The sequence below is a fragment of the Streptomyces sp. NBC_00457 genome (assembly GCF_036014015.1).
Lineage (GTDB): Bacteria > Actinomycetota > Actinomycetes > Streptomycetales > Streptomycetaceae > Streptomyces.
Window position 1 is genome coordinate 1,077,458 of record NZ_CP107905.1, and the last position, 18,364, is coordinate 1,095,821.

Consider the following 18,364-nt stretch of genomic DNA (forward strand, 5'->3'; position numbering starts at 1 on the left):
GTTCAGCACTCCTCGGAGATCGGTTCGCGGGTGGGCGCGTGCGCGGGGCCGCCGTCCTCCCAGTGCACGTCGACGATCTGCAGTTCCCGGCCCGCGAGCAGGTCGGTATGCGTCCCGCCGCACTCGGGGCAGGTCAGCCGCGGCGGCGTGCCGACGGCCCATTCGTGTGCGCAGGGGGTGCAGCGGGCCCGTCCCGGCACCGCTTCTGTGATCAGTTCGGCGCCTTCCAGCAGAGTTCCGGCGCAGGCCAGTTCGAAGGAGAAGGCGAGCGCATCGGGTACGACGCCGGCCAGTTCGCCCACCTGGAGCCGTACCGTTCGCACGGCCGTGACGTGGCCGGCCCGCTCGGCGGCCTCGGCGACCTGGTCGACGACGGCCAGCGCGACGGACATCTCGTGCATGGGTCTCCGTCCTTCCGCAGTCCGGCTCCCGCCAGCCTTCATTAGAGGCGCGAACACCCGGTCGCACGGCCTGGCACGCCGTCACCGGTCGGCAGGTACGCCGTTCGACGCAACCGCACGGCATACCGGTGACGACCACGATTCACATCCGTCGGATCCTCAGGTAGCGCCTGAGGTCGGGGAGCACCTCGGCGAGAACGGCGACCATGGCGGCCACGGCCGCTCCGCCGATGACGATCTTCTTCATCCTGTCTCTCCTCATGTCGAAGCCTCAGCGGTCGGGGCCCGCGCTGCGGACGACGCGCCGTTCCGCAGCAGCTCTTCGATCAGCCGGACAGCCCTCGGTACGGCGTCGGACACCGGCTCGCTGAGCCCGATGCCCTCGTCCACCGAGGCCGGTTCACATCCCACGACCAGGACGCGCCGTGGTGCCTCGCCGCTGGTCCCGGCGCAGAGGGTGCCCAGCAGTGCCAGGACGGTGTCTGGGGTCATCCGGTGGCCGTCCAGTGCGGGGGCGCCGGGCGGCAGGCTCGGGCCGCCGACCTCGTGTTCGATCACGTACAGGGTGCCGGGGTCCCCGCCGCGTGCCGTGGCGTCCACGAGGACGAGGGTGTCGTAGCCGTCCAGGAGCTGGTACGCGAGGTGCACCCCGCGCACTCCGATGTCCACGACCTCGATGTGTCCGGGCAGGTCGCGCTCGGCCAGCCGGCGCACGGTCTCCACGCCGAAGCCGTCGTCCCCGAGGAAGATGTTGCCGATACCGGCGACGAGGGTCCTGGGGCGTGCCTGCGGGGAGGGGTTCATACGTCGTCCTCCAGCAGTGTGACCTCGTCGGGCTGGAAGTACAGGAACCGTCCCTGCTCCCGGCGGATGTCGGCGCCCGGGTCGCCCTCGACCGTGACCGCCAGGTGCACCCCGCCGTCCACGTCGTGCAGCACCGCCTCGACCTTCGCGGTGCGGCCCCGCAGGAAGATGTCCTGCGCGTCGGTGCGCCGCAGGCCCGGGTGCAGCTCGACGCGGCTGCCCTTGCCCACCGACCGGCCGTCCACGACGACAAGGTCCCGCTCCGGGTCGAAGCCCGCCTCGCTCGCGGGGTCCCACCAGGGGGTGTCCGGACGCCGCACCCCGTACTCGTCGGGGAAGCCGCCGTCCGCGTCTGCGGGGCCCGGACCGGTGACCTCGCGCAGACTCCGTACCGCCCCGTGCAGACGTTCCAGAACCTCGGGCGGCATCGAGTCCGCCAGCTCGATCACGGCGGCCGCCCGCTCGTCCGTACCCCGGGCCTCGCGTTTCTCCTCGTCGGTGAGGGCCGCGGTGCGCAGGGCCAGGATCTCGTCGATCTCGGTGGCGTCGTAGAGCGCACCGGGGCTCTCCGGTGCGATGGCCGGATGGTCCTCCAGGATGATCGGCGAGGACAGCACCAGGTCGGCGCGGCCGGGTTCGCCGGCGAGTACGGGCCAGGTGTGCAGGTTGCGGCAGGCGGCGACCGCGCCCTTCGCCCACTCGGGCGGATCGGTCATCGACAGGAACGATCCGGCGCTGAGGGCCATGAGGAGGTGGGTGGCCACCAGGGAGTGCGGCAGCGCCGCGTCCCGGTCCGCGCCTCGTTCCTCGGGGGGTGTCCAGTCGCTGGTGTTCTCGACGACGGCGGTCAGCAGCAGGGCCCGGTAGGGGCCGTCGAGTTCGCGGGCGGACAGCCGGACCGTCCCACTGATCTCCTCGGACCGCCGGACCAGTCGGCCGACGGTTCGGCCGGCCGCGTCCAGGACCCGTTCGGTGTCCTCGCGGGCGGGGCGCCGGAAGGGATGGGTCACGCCGTCGCCGAGGAGTTCGTCCACCGACGCGACCACCTCGACACGCTCCTCGCCGCCCTCGTCCCAGGGCACCAGCACCCGGTCCTCGATGCGGAGTTCGGAGACGGTGTCGTAGCCTCCGTCCGGGCGGGCCCGCTGCACCGTGCGCCGTCGGGCGTGCAGGAAGCGCACCTCGACCGAGAGGGTCGCGCCCGCCTTCGGTTCCATCAGGCACTCGGTGTGCTGGAAGTCGTGCTCCTCGCACTCGGCGCCCCAGCCGGGCGGTACGAGCACCCCGAACTGCCAGCGCAGCCGGTTCTTGGCGGCCGAGGCGCGGTACGGGTAGAGCACGTAGCCCTCGAAGAGGACGGCGTCGGCCACCTGCCGGGCGACGGCGAACCGCTCCTCCGTCCCGGGGGCGAACGCGGTCACGGTCACGGCTCGGTCCTTCCGGTGGTGCCGGTGAGGGCGCGCAGCGGGTCGTGCGCGGGCGGGTCGGCACACTCCAGCAGGGCCGCGACGGTCGCCTCCCAGGAGGGCAGGGCGTGCCGGGAGCGGTAGGCGAGGAGGGCGTCCATGGTGTCGCGGGGCAACCGGATCCAGCCGCATCCGGGGAAGTGCTGCTCGACCATCTCCCGCCAGGCGGTGACGGGCATCCGGAAGGCCGCCTCCCGGTCCCACGGGACCGGCTCGACCTGGAAACCGCCGACGCCGGTGAACGCCGTACCGGAGAAGAGCATCAGCAGGGGGACCTCCCCGTCGGTGAGGGCGGTGAGGTAGCGGGTCGCGGCGACGTCCATGTCGTAGGTGCAGGGCACGACGAGGTCGGCTTCGGTCTCCCCCGTGAAGCTAGGGACCATGAGCGAGACCTGGGCGAACTGCACCGGCTGGAGCGTGCTGCCCCAGCGGGAGCGCTCGCCGAAGAGGTCCGCCAGTCCGTCGGCCTCGGCGGATTCGTAGGCTCGGCGGGCGGGTTCGATGCGGATCTGGCAGCGCAGCGCGAGGGCGTGCACGCGGGCGTTGCCGGCGGCTGTGACGCGCAGCCGGAAGACGAGGGTCGGTCCGGCGGCGTACCGGTCAGCGCGGACGCCGGTGCAGGCGAAGGAGAACTCCGTCACGGCCGTACCGCCTCGTCCACGGGCCGAACGCGTCGCGCGACGTCCGCGAAGAACGCGTCCAGCGCGGCGCGGGCCTCGGCCCCGCCGTCGAAGCCCTGCCACAACAGGCGCATGCGGCCGACGAGTTCGTAGCAGATGTCGATCGGTACGAGATGGCACTCGAAGCGGCCGTCGGCGCGGTGCAACAGCAGCGCCTCCACGTCGGGTTCGAGCAGTTCGGCGAGGCGGCTGCCGCCGAGGACGTCGGTCCATGTGGCCGGTTCGAGTTCGCTCTCGGTTGCTCCGGCCGGGCTCGGGTAGAGGGCGACGAGCCGGTCGAGTGCCGCGTTACGGAAGAGGAAGGCGACGCCGACCGGGATCTGCAACGCGTCCCACGCGCTCTCGTCGAGGCGGTGCCCGGGGTCGGTGAGGTAGCGGGCGGGGACCGTGCGGAAGCGGCCGGCCGCGGCGCCCGGCTGTTCCATCAGCAGCGCGCAGGGGGTACAGGCGCAGACGAGGGCGCGTTTCTCGGTGTCGACAAGATGACGGTGGCCCGCCTCCACTGCCACCGCGCACAGCTCACACCGTTCGGGCTGCGGAAGCTTCTCGGTGAGGAACCTCCGCAGGCCGTACGTGCGCGTCGCCGGGGACGCCGTCATCGGGCCCCCGTCGGTGACGTGCCGATCTGGAGGAGCGTCGGCCCCGCGGGGGCGGTCTGTACGTCGACCGCCCTGACCTCCGGTGCGAAGCAGGCGAGCGCTGCCTCCGCGGCCTCCCGGGCACCCGTGCCGGAGCCGCAACCGCAGCCGCCGGCCTCCCGGGCCCGCAGCGTCAGGGTGCCGCTCTCGTCGTCGAAGCCCACCACCTCCAGGGTGTGTTCCCGCACACCGTCGAGGGCGCGGGCGATACGCGTGTCGCGGTCCTCGGGGTGCAGGTCGTGCAGGACGAGCAGGCTCGCGACCAGTCCGTCACCGAGCAGCCCCGCCGGAAGTTCGCCGGGAGCAGAGGACAGCAGGTGGAGGATGCGGGCCAGGCCGGCACCGTAGAAGTCCATGAGGGACCGGACGAGTTCCTCCGCCGCCGCGGCGGCGGCCGGGTCGCCGCTCGCGGTCAGTCGCTCCAGCACCTCCTCGACACGGCGTCCGGCCTGCTCCGCGTTCACCGGCGCCGCCGCCGTCACCGCGCTCATCCGCCCAGTCCGCTCAGGCCGGTGGGCACGTGCATCGACTTCACGGTCTTGCCGCCGCCGACGTACATGTGGACGCCGCAGGGCAGACAGGGGTCGAAGCTGCGGACGGCACGCATGATGTCGATGCCCTTGAAGTTCTCCGGGGTGTTCTCCTCGAAGATGGGGGTGTTCTGCACGGCGTCCTCGTACGGGCCGGGCGTGCCGAAGCTGTCCCTGGTGCTGGCGTTCCAGGGGGTGGGTGGGTAGGGGTGGTAGTTGGCGATCTTGCCGTCGCGGATCACCATGTGATGGGAGAGGACGCCGCGGACCGCCTCGGTGAAGCCGACGCCGATGCTCTCGTCCGGGACCTCGAACTTCTCCCAGGTCTGGGTGCGTCCGGCGCGGACCTCCGCGAGTCCCTTCTCCGCGCAGTGCAGGGCGACCGCGGCGGCGTACGCCTGGAAGTAGGTGCGGGCGCGGTTGCGCTCCAGCGCGTTGGACCACTTCGGGATCTTCCACTCGAAGGTGGTTTCCGGCTTGGTCATCGTGCGGGGCAGGTTGATGACCACGCTGTGGCCGGTGGCCTTGACGTAACCGATGTCGACGAGGCCGGACAGGGCGGTGGACCACAGGCGGGCGATGGGGCCGCCGCCGGTGTCCAGGGCAAGGTGGTCCTTGCCGTCGAACCATCGGGGCGACATGACCCAGCTGTACTTGTCGTCGAAGTTCCGCTTCTGCGGGGCGGGGATGGTGTGCTGGTTCCACGGGTGGCGCGGGTCCACCGGGTTGCCGAGCGGGTCATGGGTGACGAACTGCTCCTGGCCCTGCCAGTCCTCGTAGTAGGAGCTGCCGAGCAGGATGCGGATGCCGAGGTTGATCTCGGTGAGGTCGTTGGTGACGAGCTTGCCGTCGACGACGATGCCCGGCGTGACGAACATGCGCCGGCCCCAGTCCGTCATGTTGGCGTAGGTGAAGTCGCAGTACTCGGGGTCGTTGAGCGCGCCCCAGCAGCCGAGCAGGACACGTCGGCGGCCCACTTCCTCATACCCGGGCAGCGCCTCGTAGAAGAAGTCGAACAGGTCGTCGTGGAGCGGCACGACCCGCTTCATGAACTCCACGTACCGCATCAGCCGGCTGAGGTAGTCGGTGAAGAGCTGCACGGAGGCGATGGTTCCGACGCCGCCCGGGTAGAGCGTGGAGGGGTGCACATGGCGGCCCTCCATCAGGCAGAACATCTCGCGCGTGTAGCGGCTGACCTGGAGGGCCTCGCGGTAGAACTCGCCCTCCAGGGGGTTGAGCGAGCGCATGATGTCGGCGATCGTGCGGTAGCCGTGCTCCGCGGCGTGCGGGGCCTCGGTGCGCTCGGCGAGTTCGAGGACGCCGGGGTTGGTCTCCTTGACCATCTTCTCGCAGTAGTCGACCCCTACCAGGTTCTCCTGGAAGATGTTGTGGTCGAACATGTACTCCGCGGACTCGCCGAGGTTGATGATCCACTCGCCGAGGTGCGGGGGCTTCACGCCGTACGCCATGTTCTGCGCGTACACCGAGCAGGTGGCGTGGTTGTCGCCGCAGATGCCGCAGATGCGGCTGGTGATGAAGTGGGCGTCGCGGGGATCCTTGCCGCGCATGAAGACGCTGTAGCCACGGAAGACCGACGAGGTGCTGTAGCACTCCGCGACCCGCTTCTGCTTGAAGTCGATCTTCGTGTGGATGCCCAGGCTGCCCACGATCCGGGTGATCGGGTCCCAGGCCATCTCCACCAGGCCGCTGCCGTCGCCGGCCGCCTTCGTCGTCGGTGCCATCTGTGTGCCGTGCCCTTCGTTGCGCGGGAGGTTCGTGTGGGGGGTGCATGCACGAAAACGGGGAGCCGATCAACTGCGGCGAATGCTCACCACGGGGGTCGGTATCCGGTGGTGATCCTGTCTCCGGCGCGGCGCCACTTGGGCTCCTTGTCCACCGTCTTGGCCGTGATCGACCGCAGCCTGCGCACCACGGCGCCGTACGCCCCGCTGGTGCCGCTGGACACCTTGGCGCCGGGGGGCTCGTCCATGAACGGCATGAACTTGTCTGGGAATCCGGGCATGGTGCAGGCGATGCAGATGCCGCCGACGTTGGGGCAGCCGCCGATCCCGTTCATCCAGCCGCGCTTGGGCACGTTGCACTTGACGACCGGGCCCCAGCAGCCGAGCTTGACCAGGCACGTCGGCGAGTCGTACGACAGGGCGAACTGGCCCTGCTCGTAGTAGCCCGCACGGTCGCAGCCCTCGTGCACGGTGGCCCCGAACAGCCAGGTCGGGCGCAGCTTGTCGTCCAGCGGGATCATCGGGGCGGCGCCTGCCGCCTGGTACAGCAGGTAGGTGAGCGTCTCGGAGAAGTTGTCGGGCTGGATCGGACAGCCCGGGACGCACACGATGGGGATGCCTGCGTGGGACTTCCAGTCCCAGCCGAGGTAGTCCGGCACGCCCATCGCGCCGGTCGGGTTGCCCGCCATGGCGTGGATGCCGCCGTAGGTCGCGCAGGTGCCGATGGCGACGACTGCCAGTGCCTTCGGGGCGAGCCGGTCGATCCACTCGCTGGTGGTGATCGGCTGGCCGGTCTCCGGGTTGTCGCCGAAGCCGCACCAGTAGCCCTCGGGCTTGATCGCCTCGTTGGGGACGGAGCCTTCGACGACCAGGACGAACGGGTCGATCTCACCCCGCTCCCCCTTGAAGAACCACTCGATGAACGTGTCCGAGCCGCCGACCGGACCGCACTCGAAGTCGATGAGCGGCCAGTGGACGGCGATCTTCGGAAGGCCCGGCAGCACACCGAGCACGATCTCCTCGATGCTGGGCTGCATGGCCGCCGTCAACGCGACCGAGTCACCGTCGCAGCTCAGGCCCGCGTTGATCCAGAGAATGTGGATCGTGGGTGTCTCGTCGGCGGGCGCGCCGCTCGCGTCCGCAGCGCCGACCGTGTCCGGCGTCGCCTCAGTCATGGGACCGCCTCCTGGGGAGGTAAGGGATGAAGGCCCAGATTTCGACCTTCGCCTTTCTTCGTATCAGCCGTTCGGCCGTGATGAGACGCCATTGGGGGCCGTTCCGGTGACATCTGCGACGCAGGGGGTCGGACCGGTTTGCGCAACCTGGGCGGGACCGAGGTGCGGCGGGGTGCACGCCGGTCGCTCCTTGTGGACGAAGGAACGACGCAGCGAGTGGTACGGGGCATCCGGGTCGTCAAAGGTCCGGCGCATCCGGGCCAGCTCCTGCTCACGGAAGCCGGCCAGTGGGGTCACGCTCTCCAGCCGGTCCAGCTCCGTCTTCTTTGCCGTGATCCGTGACGCCGCCACCGGCAGTGACGCCAGACGGGCCGCCAGGCCTCCGACCTCCCGCGGGAACTCATCAGGAGAGCAGTCGACCACCCGGTCGACGAGCCCGAGGCGCAATGCGCTCGCCGAGCTCACCGGCAGGGCCTCCCGCATGAGCCGTTCGGCCGTCGCGAGACCCACCTTGCGGGGCAGGGTATGCGTCCAGTACTCCGAGCCGTACAGGCCCATCAGACGGTAGTGGGGGTTCAGAACGGCGCCCGAGCGGCACCACACCTCGTCGGCCGCCAGGGCGAGCATCACCCCGCCCGCCGCGGCGTTGCCCGCGACCGCCGCGATCACCAGTCGGTCCGTCGTCGTCAGAACAGCCTCGACCAGATCGTCGATGGCGTTGATGTTCGCCCAGGACTCGGCAGCAGGGTCGTCCGCGGCCTCGATGACGCCCAGGTGGATCCCGTTGGAGAAGAAGTCCCGTTCGCCGCCCAGCACCAGTACGGACGTGGGCCGCTCGCCCGCTTCCCGGTAGGCGTCCAGCAGACGTCGGCACTGCTCCGTGCTCATGGCACCGCCGGGGAAGGAGAACGAAAGGAACCCGACGTTCCCGTCCTCCCGGTAGCGGATGTCCGTCCAGGTACGGTGCCGCACCTCGGGCAGCAGGGGCAGGGCATGATCGGGCAGGGGCGGCAGCCGGTCACCCAGTGCCCGCACGGCAGGCAGTTTGTACGTGGGCGGCTGCCCGGGCACGCGCCGGGGCCGTAGCTCGGGGATCCACACGGCGCCGTCCTTGGTGGCGCGGCAGACCGCCCCGGCCCGGGTGGCCAGCAGCTCGCCCGGCCGGCCGCGCAGCACGCTCTCGGGATGGCCACCGTGCAGATACCACTCACCCCCGAGCAGCACGTCCAGCACGCCGGGCTGCGAGTCCGCTGCTCTCAGCTTGCGCAGGACGGCCTGTGTGGAGTCCTCGGCCCAGTCGATCCGCCGGACGCTCTGGTCGAGGTACGGACGGGGGCGCGGGCGCGAGTCGGCGGTGCCTGCCGCACCCTGCCTGCGCGGTACGTGGGTGCCCCCGGCGAAGCGCTCCACCGCGAGCAGGACGGCCTCCAGCGCGGCGTCGGCGATCTCGCCCCGGTACAGCTCGCTCTTGGGAACCGGAGGGACCCGGCACGGTACGCAGGCCCACACGTCACCGGCGTCCATCTCCCCGTCGGCCTGCAGGACGGTGACGCCCCACTGGTCGACGCCCTCGTGAATCGCCCAGTCCAGGGAGGAGGGTCCGCGGTCGCCCACAGGCCCCGGATGGACGATGAGGCAGGTGTGCGCTGTCCATACCTTCTCGGGAATCGCCGTCGTCAGCATCGGCGCCACGACAAGCTGCGGTGCATGCCGCCGCACCGTTTCGAGCAACGGGCTGCCGGGCAGAGCGAGTTCTACCGCCACGGCGTGGCCACGGTCACGCAGCTCGGCGTGGACACGCTGGGTGAGGCTGTTGAACGCACTGGCTAGGAGCAGGATGTGCACGGCTGCCTCCCGGACGGACGAACGGCAGGCAGGGATGGCCGCCGAACGCGATCCTCGGGCAAGGCGACCTGCCGTCCCCGACAACAGGCGGTGAGATCATCCGAAAGCGGGCGCCGATCCGCCGTCCGGCCTCACTGGCCACGGCCGACGGCGCCACTGACGGCCCGGCTCACCGAGTCGGCCGCGGTAAATGATCACATTTCTCGCAGGCCTCTGGTCATGCGCTCCCACCGGGAGCGGGTGGCACCGAAGTGGGTCTCGTGTGCCCAGATGTGGGTGCACGACCGGCACTGCAGGTGGAGCAGGCTGCCGACGTGGGAAAGCAGGTACCGCCAGTGCTCGGAACAGGTGCGCCCCTGCTCGCAGGTGGCGCACCCGCGACGGTCGTCGCAGTTCGGGCAGGCCACCCAGGCGCGACGCCCGATGTCCGCCTGCGGGTCAAGCGGCAGCATCGGTGCCGCCCCTCCGCGGCAGGACACCGGCCGAGACCAGCTCGTCGTACACGCGCTGCGATCGTGCCCCTTGTCGTGGTGTAGCCGATCAACTGGTGGGCTTGTTCGTGGTGTTGGGGAGTGCGGGGGCGCTTTCGGGGAGCTCTGGGTAGAGCTTGTCCATGCTGCCTTCGGGGAGATAGCGGCGGGGAAAGGCGATCCATTCGTCGTGCATCTCGCAGAGCACGGCGGTCGTCAGCCGTTCCAGGGCGGGCGGGTTGGGGAAGACCTGGACGACGTCGGTTCGACGCTTGATCTCCCGGTTGATCCGTTCCAGCGGGTTGGTGGACTGGATCTTCTTCCAGTGCCGGGGCGGGAAGTCAGCGAACGCGGTCAGGTCCTCCTTCGCGTCCAGGAGCATGGTCCTGACCTTGGGAAACTGGCTCCCGAGCATGTCGGCGACGGTGTCGAGCTGGGTGCGCACGAGGTCCGCGGTGGGCTGGGTGAAGATCGTGCGGATCGTCGCGGCGACCATCTCGCCGGACTCCTTGTCGATCACGCCGAAGACATTGCGCAGGAAATGAACCCTGCACCTCTGCCAGGCGGCTCCGAGCATCACCTTGCGGACTGCGGCGACCAGGCCGGAGTGGTTGTCGGTGATGACGAGGCGGACGCCACTGAGCCCGCGTTCACGCAGGGAGCGCAGGAACTCCTTCCAGAACACCTCGGTCTCACTGTCGCCGACCATCAGCCCGAGGACCTCGCGTCCGCCGTCCTCGGTGATACCGGTGGCGATCACGACGGCCTGGGAGACGATCCGGTGGTCGACCCGCACCTTGCAGTAGGTCGCGTCCAGGTAGACGTAGGGGAAGCGGGTGTGGTCCAGGGGCCGGGTGCGGAAGACGGTCAGAGGCTCGTCCAGGGCCGCGCAGATCCGCGAGACCTCGGACTTGGAGATGCCGGTGTCGCCGCCCAGCGCTTTGACCAGGTCGTCCACGCTGCGGGTGGAGACCCCGTGCACGTATGCCTCCATGATGACGGCGTAGAGGGCCTGGTCGATGCGGCGCCGCCGTTCCAGCAGGCTCGGGAAGAAGCTGCCGGTGCGGACCTTGGGGATCTCCAGGTCCAGGTCGCCGGCCAGCGTGGTCAGCACCTTGTCGCGGTGCCCGTTGCGCAGGGCCGTCCGCGAGGCGGTGTGCTCGTTCCACTCCGCGCCGATGTGCGCGGTGGCTTCGGCCTCGATCAGCTCTTGCAGCATCCGCTCGGCCACGCTGCGGACGAGTTCGATTCCGTCCGACGAGCGTAGTGACTCCAGCAGCCGTATCAGGTCAGACTGAGACAGGGCCATCGTGCACTCCTACCGCTTGAACTGGCGTTTTAGCAGGGAGAGTTGCACGATGGCCCGCCTTTGGTCAGGGAGTGGCCACCCCCATCAGGTGTGCGCCCCGGGCAGACGCCCGCGCACTCCCACACCTTGATCGGCTACACCACGACAAGGGGCACGATCCGCGCTGCTGCTCCACGCTGAGGCCGGAATACAGCAGCTCATACGCCGCTTCCTCGCCGCGCAGCGCGGCGACGGGGTCCCAGTCGGGGCCGAGAGCATCCAGGACATGAGCGCGCCGGAGCAACTCATGTGAGCTCAGGTCGACGTCCAGGTCGACCCTTGGGAACGGCTCGGGTCGGTCCGTCGCGGGCCTGCTTTCCGCGGCGGGTTCGTCCGGTTCGCCTGGAAGGACGCGGCCATAGGAGGACATGGCACCGAACGTAGGCAAGCGCTTCTCGCCGCGGCAAGAGCAGGTGGGAGAAGTCACAGCAGGCCTGCGCCCCCCAGGGGACGTCCGGAGGCGACCCGTACGTACGTGGTGCTGGGCGCATTCCCCGCACAGCACGGATACACCCCGGGAAGAGCACCCGCTGCGGACCTCGGTCCGATCCCGCCGGAACACGTCAGCACGTTCAAGCGCGGTCGCTCCGCTGAACATGAACCCCGCCACAGGACGGGCCCTGGCCGACCGAGCGACTCCGTGGCAACAGTCTCCACCTATGCCTGTTCGTCACCGCAGAGCCCTGGCCGCGTCTTCGCACGCCAGGAGACGGTCGCCCATGCGCTGAGGCCCCCTGCATCGGGTTCGAGGATCAAGATCCGGACCGTTCGCGGGCGCGGTCGTCCCGCCGACCGCGCCAGGCATCATTCCTGCTGGTCAGCCCAGATGCGGCGCGTGTACCACCATGAGACGAAGAACCTGCTGAGACGACCTCGCACCGAACCCAGTCTCGGCACCGCGCTCACCCACCCAGAGACCGGGTCGCATCGACCGGCTTAGGGCCTGTCCAGCGGATCTTGTGACCGTCTTGGTCCCGGTTCGTTGGCATGCTCATGGGGCTGGGAGATCGCCGCCCTTCGGCGCAGCCACATCGTCCACAGCGTCCGCGAGGCCACCACCCGCATGCTCCGACGGCCGATGCACCAACAATTCAACCGACAGCAAGAGCGCGACCGGCGGCCAGCCCGCCACAAGGACCGGTTTCCACGTCAGCGTGGCGGCGGCCGCAATATTGGCGGCCAAAGAGACCGCGATCCCGGACAGAAAGGCCGTGCAGACGACGTAACGCGCCCGTCACCGGGCCCGCTCCGCCTTGCAGGGCGAAATGACGCTGATGCACATACGACGCATAGGCCGCGACCCCTGCGACGACCAGACCGCCCAGCGGTCGCACCCACACATCCGGATCAAGCGCACTCCGACCGGCCGGACGGGCTTCAATGCCCTCCCCAGGCCGCGTCACCGCGCACTCGCCCCCGCTCGGCCCGTTGCACATCTATCGCACAGTTGGCCGGGAACTCCCGGGCAATCCAGGGAACTGGAGGGAAGTATTCCGCAGTCGCTACAGCAACTCCCCAGGTCAGCAAGGGCCCAGCTCAGCCCCAGGCAGCCACCGGTACGAACGAGCTGTCCTGGCCGAAGAGGTCCGTGCCGTTCGAGCGCTCCACGCGGAGTTGGTAGCCGTAGTGGCGCAGGTAGTGGCCGGGGTAGTTGTACGACTCGAAGCGCAGCGCGCCGCCGCTCGTGCCGGTGCGGGCGATGAAGGTGGCGTCTCTGGCGAAGGTGGTCGTGCCGTCGTGGGCGTCGAAGCGGGCGCGGAAGTCGTAGTGGCGCAGGTAGGCGCCGGAGGCGTCGCGGAAGGAGTAGGCGTTCGCGTCGGCCAGGCCGGCGACCACCGAGAAGGTGGCGGCCTGCTTCTCCGCCGCCGTGCTGGAGCCGCTGACCACGGGGAGGTTGAGCAGGGCGGACTGGGTCTGCCAGTAGCGGGTGGGGTAGTTGGCGGACTGGAAGGAGCGGGTGATGCCCTTGGCGAGCGTCGGACCGCCGGAGACCGTCTCCTTGATCACCGTGAAGTGGCGGGCCGTTCCGGACACGGCGGGGAGTCCGGCCGGGGCGGACCAGGTGGCGAAGGTGTCGTAGCTGTCGCTGTAGTAGTACGTGCCGTCACCGTAGCCGTCGAAGAAGATGCGCCAGCCGCCGTTGTCGAGCTGCACCAGCGCCGGGCCCTCGCGGTAGCTGCCCCAGCCCGCCCAGTTGCCGGTCCGGCGGATGGTGTAGGGGCCGGTGAGGCTCGTCGCGGTGGCGTATTCGATGTACTTCGTCGTCTCGTTCTTCGTGAACGCGTGGTAGGTCGAGCCGGTCTTCACGAGGAACGTGTCGATGTGGTTGGCGCCGATGCCCGTCAGCGCCACCGGTGAACTCCACGCCGTGAGCGCCGAGTTAGTTGCCTTCAGCAGATACGGCGTGAAGATCCACTCGTCGTTGGTCGTCGAGCAGGACACGATCACGTTCACGCTGCCGTCGCTGTCGACGAACCACTCCGGCGCCCAGGCGCGGGACAGGCTGGCGATCGGGACCGTGTAGTCGTACAGGAAGGTCCAGTTGACGCGGTCGGAGCTGCGGGCGAAGCCGATGGTGGTGCTGGTGTCCTGCCAGGTGTGCGTGGTGTAGGTGATGTAGTAGTAGCCGTTCGTGTGTCTGAAGATGCTCGCGTCACGGATGCGGTTGCTGGGCGGGGTGTACGCGGAGGACCGGGCCAGGCGGAAGTCGGTCGCGTCGTCCGACGTGTAGACGTTCACCGTGCCGTCGTCGCTGTTGAGGAACGGCACGATCGTGTACCGGGTGGCCGATCCGCTCGGCGGTGCGGCGGCCACGGCCGTGCCGAGCAGGCCCGGCACTTCGCCCAGCACGAGTGCCGTGGCGGGCAGGGCGGCCATCGCGCGCAGCAGGGTGCGGCGGGACGGCGTGGGGGGACGTGTGGTGGTCACGGGCGGCTCTCCCTCAGACACTGGGCCCGCAAAAGGCACTGGGCCGCAAACACGGGTGCACGACATACCGAACATGGTTCGGCAAGCCGATCAGAAGGTAAGGGTGAGGTGGAGGGCCGTCAATGCTTTGGACATGACCTGGTGACGTCGGCGTTACATCCGGGAAGTGCCTGTCCGGCCAGGGACGTTCCGTCACCGCCCCGCGGACGTTACCGTTCGGTAGACAACGTCCTTCCGGAGGTGTCCGAATGACGGAGGTGCCCGTATGACGCTCGACCGTGCCGCAAGCCTCACGGAGTCCGCCCGTGCGCTGGCCGAGGGGGAGATGACGTCGCGGGCCATGGTGACCGAGGCCCTGGCGCGGATCGAGGCGAGCCAGGGATCGCTGAACGCCTTCCGGATCGTACGGGCCGAGGCCGCGCTCGCCGAGGCGGACGCCGCGGACAAGGAACTGGCGTCCGGGGTGCGCCTGCCGCTGCTCGGGGTGCCGGTGGCGGTGAAGGACGACATGGACGTGGCGGGGGAACCGACCGCGTTCGGGTGTCCGGGCGAGTTCCCGCCCGTGGTGGAGGACGGTGAGGCGGTACGGCGGCTGCGCGCGGCCGGAGCCGTGATCGTCGGCAAGACCAACACCTGCGAGCTGGGTCAGTGGCCGTTCACCGAGGGACCGTCCTTCGGCGCGACCCGTAATCCATGGCACCCGGAGCACACCCCGGGCGGCTCGTCCGGCGGTTCGGCGGCCGCGGTCGCCGCGGGTCTGGTGCCGGCCGCGCTCGGTTCGGACGGCGCCGGTTCGGTGCGGATCCCGGCGTCCTGGACCCATCTGATCGGCATCAAGCCGCAGCGCGGGCGCATCTCCACCTGGCCGCGCGGCGAGTCGTTCCAGGGCATCACCGTCAACGGCACCCTCGCCCGCACGGTCGCCGACGCCGCCCTGCTCCTCGACGCGGCGAGCGGCAACCACGCACACGACCCGCACCGGCCGCCCTCCCTGAACATCTCCGAGGCGGTGGGCCGCGACCCCGGACGGCTGCGGATCGCGCTCTCCCTGAAGCCGCCCTTCACCGCTCTGCCCGCGCGGCTCCTTCCTGAGGTGCGGGACCGGGTCGTCGAACTCGCCGAGAAACTGGGCCGGTTGGGGCACACCGTCGAGGAGGCCGACCCGCCGTACGGGCAGATCGGCCTGACCTTCGTCCCCCGCGCGACCGCCGGAATCGCCGAGCGCGTCCGCGACGTGCCCTTCCCTGGCCTCCTCGACCGGCGCACCCGGGACGCCGCACGCCTCGGCAGGCTGCTGGGCGGGCCCCCGCTGCGTGCCGCGCGGCGGGCGGAGGCGGTCCTGCACCGCCGTATCGGCGCGTTCTTCACGTCGTACGACGTGATCCTCGCGCCCACGACGGCCGCTCCCCCGCCGCGCATCGGCTCGATGCTGAACCTCGGCGGCCTGGCCACGGACCGCGCGATGATCGCCGCCTGCCCGTATGCCTGGCCGTGGAACGTGCTGGGCTGGCCCGGCGTCAACATCCCCGCGGGCTTCACCTCCGGCGGACTGCCGGTCGGCGCACAACTCCTCGGACCGGCCAACAGCGAGCCTCTACTGGTCTCCCTGGCCGCCCAGTTGGAGGCGGACCTGCGCTGGCACGAGCGGTGGCCGCCGCAGCAGGCCACCGCTGATTCCCCGGCGGCGTAGGGCCTGTCCGGCGGATCAGGCCGGCTGCAAGGAACGGCGCCTCATCAGTGCAGGTGAGCGGGTCCTGGCGCGTGCAGCTGCAAGGCGGAGGAGGGAGTCGACGCGATGGGGGTCCCCCCGCGCGAGGTTGTTCGAGCGTGGGGGAGTCGGCGACCGACGACAACGCCGCAGATGTGCGTGCCAGGACCCGCGACGCCGGCATGATCCGCCGGACAGGCCCTAAGGGCGTTCGCCCCATAACGCCGTGACCATGGAGCCCGTACGCTGTGACGATGGACGATGCGTCGATGGTCGGGCTCATGGGGCGGGTCACCGGGACGATCGGGCCCGGGCTGGTCGGCGAGGTGATCGTCCGGGTGCGCGGGGGCGCCGAGCACTTCCTTGCCTACCCGGCCTCCGGGACGGACCGCATCGAGCGGGGCGCGGTGGTGATGGTCGTGGAGTACCTGCCGCCGAGGACCGTCTACGTCCAGGCGGCGTACGACAGTTGAGCCCACACCGGCGCAGGTGGGAACCGTATGCATCAAGGCTGTGACAAGGATCCGTCAGTGGCTTCACCCTGACCCTGGACAGGCGCACACTCCTCTTCAATCGGTGCCTAAGGGGCACCATGCAAAGGGGGCGAATGCCGATGGTTGTCGGCGTCGTTGCGGGGGTGGCGGTTGTCGCCGTCCTCGTTCTGATTGGTCTGTTCAAGATGATGTGGCGCGTCGCGGAACCGAACGAGGCACTGATCATCTCCGGTTCCAAGCACAGCACCGAGGGCCTCGGGGAGGGCATGGGATTCCGCATCGTCACCGGGCACGGCACGCTGGTGCTGCCCGGGGTGCAGGCGGTGCGCAAGCTCTCGCTCGACCTGAACGAGACCGAACTGTCCGTTGACTGCGTGACCCACCAGGGCATTCCGCTCCAGTTGCGCGGCGTGGTCATCTTCAAGGTGGGCGACGACTTCGTTTCGATCGCCAACGCGGCCCGCCGCTTCCTGGACCAGCAGAAGCTGATGGCGGAGCGGGTGCACAACGTGTTCGCCGGTCATCTGCGGTCCATCGTGGGCGGGTTGACGGTCGAGGACATGATCCGGGACCGGGAGAAACTGACCGGGCAGACCCGGGCCGCGTGCGGCACGGAGATGGAGAAGCTGGGTCTGATCGTCGACTCGTTGCAGATCCACGAGATCGAGGATCCGACCGGGTACATCAAGAATCTCGCCATGCCGCACGCCGCCGCCGTGCAGCGGGACGCGCGCATCGCGCAGGCCGAGGCGAACCGGCGTGCCACCGAGGCCGAGCAGCAGGCCGCGGCCCGGATGTCGGAGGCCACCCGGGACAGCGAGATCCTCCAGGCCGGCTACCAGGCGGAGCGGGACAAGGCGGCGGCCGAGGCGCGTCAAGCGGGGCCGCTCGCCGATGCCGCGTCCCGCCAGGAAGTCGTCGTCCAGGAGACGCGGGTCGCCGAGCTGGAGGCGCAACGCCGCGAGCAGCAGCTCCAGGCGGACGTCCGTAAGCCGGCGGACGCTCAGGCGTACGAGAAGCGCACGATGGCGGAGGCGGAACGCGACGCGCGGATCTCGGCCGCGCAGGCCAAGGCGAAGGAGACGGAGCTGGCGGCTGCCGCCGAGGCCGAGGCGACGAAGGCCCGGGGCGCCGCTGCCGCCACGGTGACGAAGGCCACCGGTGACGCGGAGGCCGCCGCGGCCCAGGCCAAGGGCCTCGCGGTCGCCGAGGCGACGCGGGCGAAGGGCCTCGCCGAGGCGGAGACCATCAAGGCGCGGGCCGCCGCGCTCGCGGAGAACCAGGAGGCCGTGGTCGCCCAGCAACTCGCCGAGAACTGGCCGGAGATCGTGAAGGCGGGAGCGAGCGCCTTCGGCAGTGTCGACAACATGGTGGTGCTCAACGGCGCCGACGGTATGGCCGACATGCTGGCCAAGGCACTCACGATGGGCGGCACGGGGCTGGGGCTGGCCCGGCAGCTGCTGGCGTCCATGAACCAGAACGGGCAGAACCCGAACGGGACGTCGACGCCGGACGGGCCGGTGACGCTGGACGGGCCGGTGACGCTGGACGGGCCGGTGAAACGGCCCGTTCAGCAGGTGCCGGTGGAGAAGGCCGGGAACTGACCGACCGCGGGCCCTCGTTGCCGGGGGCCCGCACTCACCCTCTACTGTGAGCCTGGTGAGCGCACCCACCGATGACATCCCCGGCCGCTACGGTCCCACCGCCACCATCGAGGCCGACCCCCGCGAGGTCGGCCGGGTGCGCACCGAGTACTCGCCCGCGCACGACGGCGACCCCGATCCCGGGGAGATCGTCTGGACATGGGTGCCGTACGAAGAGAACGACGGGCGGGGCAAGGACCGGCCCGTTCTCGTGGTCGCCCGCGAGGCCGCCGGGACGTTTCTCGCCGTGCAGTTGTCCAGCAAGCGGCATGACGGCGACCGTGAGTGGGTGCCGATCGGGAACGGGCCGTGGGACAAGTCGGGGCGCGACTCGTGGGTCGACGTCGACCGGGTGCTGCGGCTGCACGAGGAGGGTATGCGGCGGGAGGCGTGCGCGTTGGACCGGATGCGGTTCAATCTCGTGGTGCACCGGCTGCGGTTGCGGTACGGATGGGCGTGACGCTTCACACTGCGGGCCGGTGGGGGCTGGTC

18 protein-coding genes and 1 pseudogene are annotated in these 18,364 nt (G+C 70.1%); 4 read left to right on the plus strand and 15 right to left on the minus strand.

The features are described from left to right. Positions 1 to 2 precede the first annotated feature (2 nt). The 15 genes and pseudogenes from OG828_RS05055 to OG828_RS05115 form a co-directional block, all read right to left on the minus strand. Complete coding sequence (locus OG828_RS05055) at positions 3 to 401, minus strand: hydrogenase maturation nickel metallochaperone HypA/HybF (protein ID WP_328350598.1); 399 nt, start codon at positions 399 to 401, stop codon at positions 3 to 5. Between the two features lie 142 nt (positions 402 to 543). After that, entirely contained in the window at positions 544 to 648 is a 105-nt protein-coding gene (locus OG828_RS49450; RefSeq protein WP_443060092.1) for a DUF6893 family small protein, read from the minus strand. A gap of 11 nt (positions 649 to 659) precedes the next feature. Next, the gene (locus OG828_RS05060) at positions 660 to 1,205 is read right to left on the minus strand and encodes a hydrogenase maturation protease (protein ID WP_328350600.1); all 546 of its coding nucleotides are present in this window, start codon (positions 1,203 to 1,205) and stop codon (positions 660 to 662) included. Continuing rightward, positions 1,202 to 2,632 (minus strand): hypothetical protein, encoded by a 1,431-nt coding sequence (locus OG828_RS05065; protein WP_328500246.1) that lies wholly within the window; start codon positions 2,630 to 2,632, stop codon positions 1,202 to 1,204. The genes OG828_RS05060 and OG828_RS05065 overlap by 4 nt, the downstream gene beginning before the upstream one ends. Further along, positions 2,629 to 3,312 carry a DUF6084 family protein gene (locus OG828_RS05070; protein WP_328350606.1) on the minus strand — a complete coding sequence of 228 codons (684 nt, stop codon included), beginning with the start codon at positions 3,310 to 3,312 and terminating at the stop codon, positions 2,629 to 2,631. The genes OG828_RS05065 and OG828_RS05070 overlap by 4 nt, the downstream gene beginning before the upstream one ends. Next, entirely contained in the window at positions 3,309 to 3,950 is a 642-nt protein-coding gene (locus tag OG828_RS05075) for a DUF5947 family protein (protein ID WP_328350608.1), read from the minus strand. Before OG828_RS05075 ends, OG828_RS05070 begins: the two co-directional genes overlap by 4 nt. Then, on the minus strand, positions 3,947 to 4,480 hold the full coding sequence (locus tag OG828_RS05080; RefSeq protein ID WP_328500247.1) for a hypothetical protein: 534 nt from the start codon (positions 4,478 to 4,480) through the stop codon (positions 3,947 to 3,949). The genes OG828_RS05075 and OG828_RS05080 overlap by 4 nt, the downstream gene beginning before the upstream one ends. After that, positions 4,477 to 6,261 carry a nickel-dependent hydrogenase large subunit gene (locus OG828_RS05085; RefSeq protein WP_328350614.1) on the minus strand — a complete coding sequence of 595 codons (1,785 nt, stop codon included), beginning with the start codon at positions 6,259 to 6,261 and terminating at the stop codon, positions 4,477 to 4,479. The genes OG828_RS05080 and OG828_RS05085 overlap by 4 nt, the downstream gene beginning before the upstream one ends. An 86-nt stretch (positions 6,262 to 6,347) precedes the next feature. Next, a complete protein-coding gene (locus tag OG828_RS05090) occupies positions 6,348 to 7,436 on the minus strand; it encodes a hydrogenase expression protein HypE (protein ID WP_328350617.1) in 1,089 nt (362 codons plus the stop codon). 63 nt (positions 7,437 to 7,499) lie between these two features. Beyond that, the gene (locus tag OG828_RS05095) at positions 7,500 to 9,281 is read right to left on the minus strand and encodes an enoyl-CoA hydratase-related protein (protein WP_328500248.1); all 1,782 of its coding nucleotides are present in this window, start codon (positions 9,279 to 9,281) and stop codon (positions 7,500 to 7,502) included. A 194-nt stretch (positions 9,282 to 9,475) separates the two neighbouring features. Then, complete coding sequence (locus OG828_RS05100; RefSeq protein WP_328350622.1) at positions 9,476 to 9,733, minus strand: hypothetical protein; 258 nt, start codon at positions 9,731 to 9,733, stop codon at positions 9,476 to 9,478. Then, positions 9,720 to 9,785, minus strand: a complete 66-nt coding sequence (locus OG828_RS49455; RefSeq protein ID WP_443062491.1) for a hypothetical protein — start codon at positions 9,783 to 9,785, stop codon at positions 9,720 to 9,722. The genes OG828_RS05100 and OG828_RS49455 overlap by 14 nt, the downstream gene beginning before the upstream one ends. Before the next feature lie 36 nt (positions 9,786 to 9,821). Further along, positions 9,822 to 11,060: an IS256 family transposase gene (locus OG828_RS05105; RefSeq protein ID WP_328436333.1), complete on the minus strand. Its 1,239-nt coding sequence runs from the start codon at positions 11,058 to 11,060 to the stop codon at positions 9,822 to 9,824. Between the two features lie 160 nt (positions 11,061 to 11,220). Then, a pseudogene (locus tag OG828_RS05110) lies at positions 11,221 to 11,469 on the minus strand (DUF6400 family protein); the annotation flags it as partial. A 1,166-nt stretch (positions 11,470 to 12,635) separates the two neighbouring features. Further along, positions 12,636 to 13,976 (minus strand): glycoside hydrolase family 43 protein, encoded by a 1,341-nt coding sequence (locus tag OG828_RS05115; RefSeq protein ID WP_328504803.1) that lies wholly within the window; start codon positions 13,974 to 13,976, stop codon positions 12,636 to 12,638. A 316-nt stretch (positions 13,977 to 14,292) separates the two neighbouring features. On the opposite strand from OG828_RS05115, the gene OG828_RS05120 reads away from it, so the two are divergent. From OG828_RS05120 to OG828_RS05135, 4 genes are all read left to right on the plus strand, one after another. Further along, the gene (locus OG828_RS05120; protein ID WP_328500249.1) at positions 14,293 to 15,717 is read left to right on the plus strand and encodes an amidase; all 1,425 of its coding nucleotides are present in this window, start codon (positions 14,293 to 14,295) and stop codon (positions 15,715 to 15,717) included. 272 nt (positions 15,718 to 15,989) lie between these two features. Then, positions 15,990 to 16,208 carry a hypothetical protein gene (locus OG828_RS05125; RefSeq protein WP_328350631.1) on the plus strand — a complete coding sequence of 73 codons (219 nt, stop codon included), beginning with the start codon at positions 15,990 to 15,992 and terminating at the stop codon, positions 16,206 to 16,208. Positions 16,209 to 16,342: 134 nt separating this feature from the next. After that, a complete protein-coding gene (locus OG828_RS05130; RefSeq protein ID WP_328500250.1) occupies positions 16,343 to 17,833 on the plus strand; it encodes a flotillin family protein in 1,491 nt (496 codons plus the stop codon). Positions 17,834 to 17,888: 55 nt separating this feature from the next. Beyond that, positions 17,889 to 18,332 carry a type II toxin-antitoxin system PemK/MazF family toxin gene (locus tag OG828_RS05135; protein ID WP_210569670.1) on the plus strand — a complete coding sequence of 148 codons (444 nt, stop codon included), beginning with the start codon at positions 17,889 to 17,891 and terminating at the stop codon, positions 18,330 to 18,332. Positions 18,333 to 18,364: the final 32 nt, after the last annotated feature.

What these genes read in the sequence shown, in the direction of transcription:
- OG828_RS05055 (WP_328350598.1), bottom strand. Translation starts at nt 401, where the DNA reads ATGCACGAGATGTCCGTCGCGCTGGCCGTCGTCGACCAGGTCGCCGAG.
- OG828_RS49450 (WP_443060092.1), bottom strand. Translation starts at nt 648, where the DNA reads ATGAAGAAGATCGTCATCGGCGGAGCGGCCGTGGCCGCCATGGTCGCC.
- OG828_RS05060 (WP_328350600.1), bottom strand. Translation starts at nt 1,205, where the DNA reads ATGAACCCCTCCCCGCAGGCACGCCCCAGGACCCTCGTCGCCGGTATC.
- OG828_RS05075 (WP_328350608.1), bottom strand. Translation starts at nt 3,950, where the DNA reads ATGACGGCGTCCCCGGCGACGCGCACGTACGGCCTGCGGAGGTTCCTC.
- OG828_RS05080 (WP_328500247.1), bottom strand. Translation starts at nt 4,480, where the DNA reads ATGAGCGCGGTGACGGCGGCGGCGCCGGTGAACGCGGAGCAGGCCGGA.
- OG828_RS05085 (WP_328350614.1), bottom strand. Translation starts at nt 6,261, where the DNA reads ATGGCACCGACGACGAAGGCGGCCGGCGACGGCAGCGGCCTGGTGGAG.
- OG828_RS05090 (WP_328350617.1), bottom strand. Translation starts at nt 7,436, where the DNA reads ATGACTGAGGCGACGCCGGACACGGTCGGCGCTGCGGACGCGAGCGGC.
- OG828_RS05100 (WP_328350622.1), bottom strand. Translation starts at nt 9,733, where the DNA reads ATGCTGCCGCTTGACCCGCAGGCGGACATCGGGCGTCGCGCCTGGGTG.
- OG828_RS05105 (WP_328436333.1), bottom strand. Translation starts at nt 11,060, where the DNA reads ATGGCCCTGTCTCAGTCTGACCTGATACGGCTGCTGGAGTCACTACGC.
- OG828_RS05115 (WP_328504803.1), bottom strand. Translation starts at nt 13,976, where the DNA reads ATGGCCGCCCTGCCCGCCACGGCACTCGTGCTGGGCGAAGTGCCGGGC.
- OG828_RS05120 (WP_328500249.1), top strand. Translation starts at nt 14,293, where the DNA reads ATGACGCTCGACCGTGCCGCAAGCCTCACGGAGTCCGCCCGTGCGCTG.
- OG828_RS05125 (WP_328350631.1), top strand. Translation starts at nt 15,990, where the DNA reads ATGGACGATGCGTCGATGGTCGGGCTCATGGGGCGGGTCACCGGGACG.
- OG828_RS05130 (WP_328500250.1), top strand. Translation starts at nt 16,343, where the DNA reads ATGCCGATGGTTGTCGGCGTCGTTGCGGGGGTGGCGGTTGTCGCCGTC.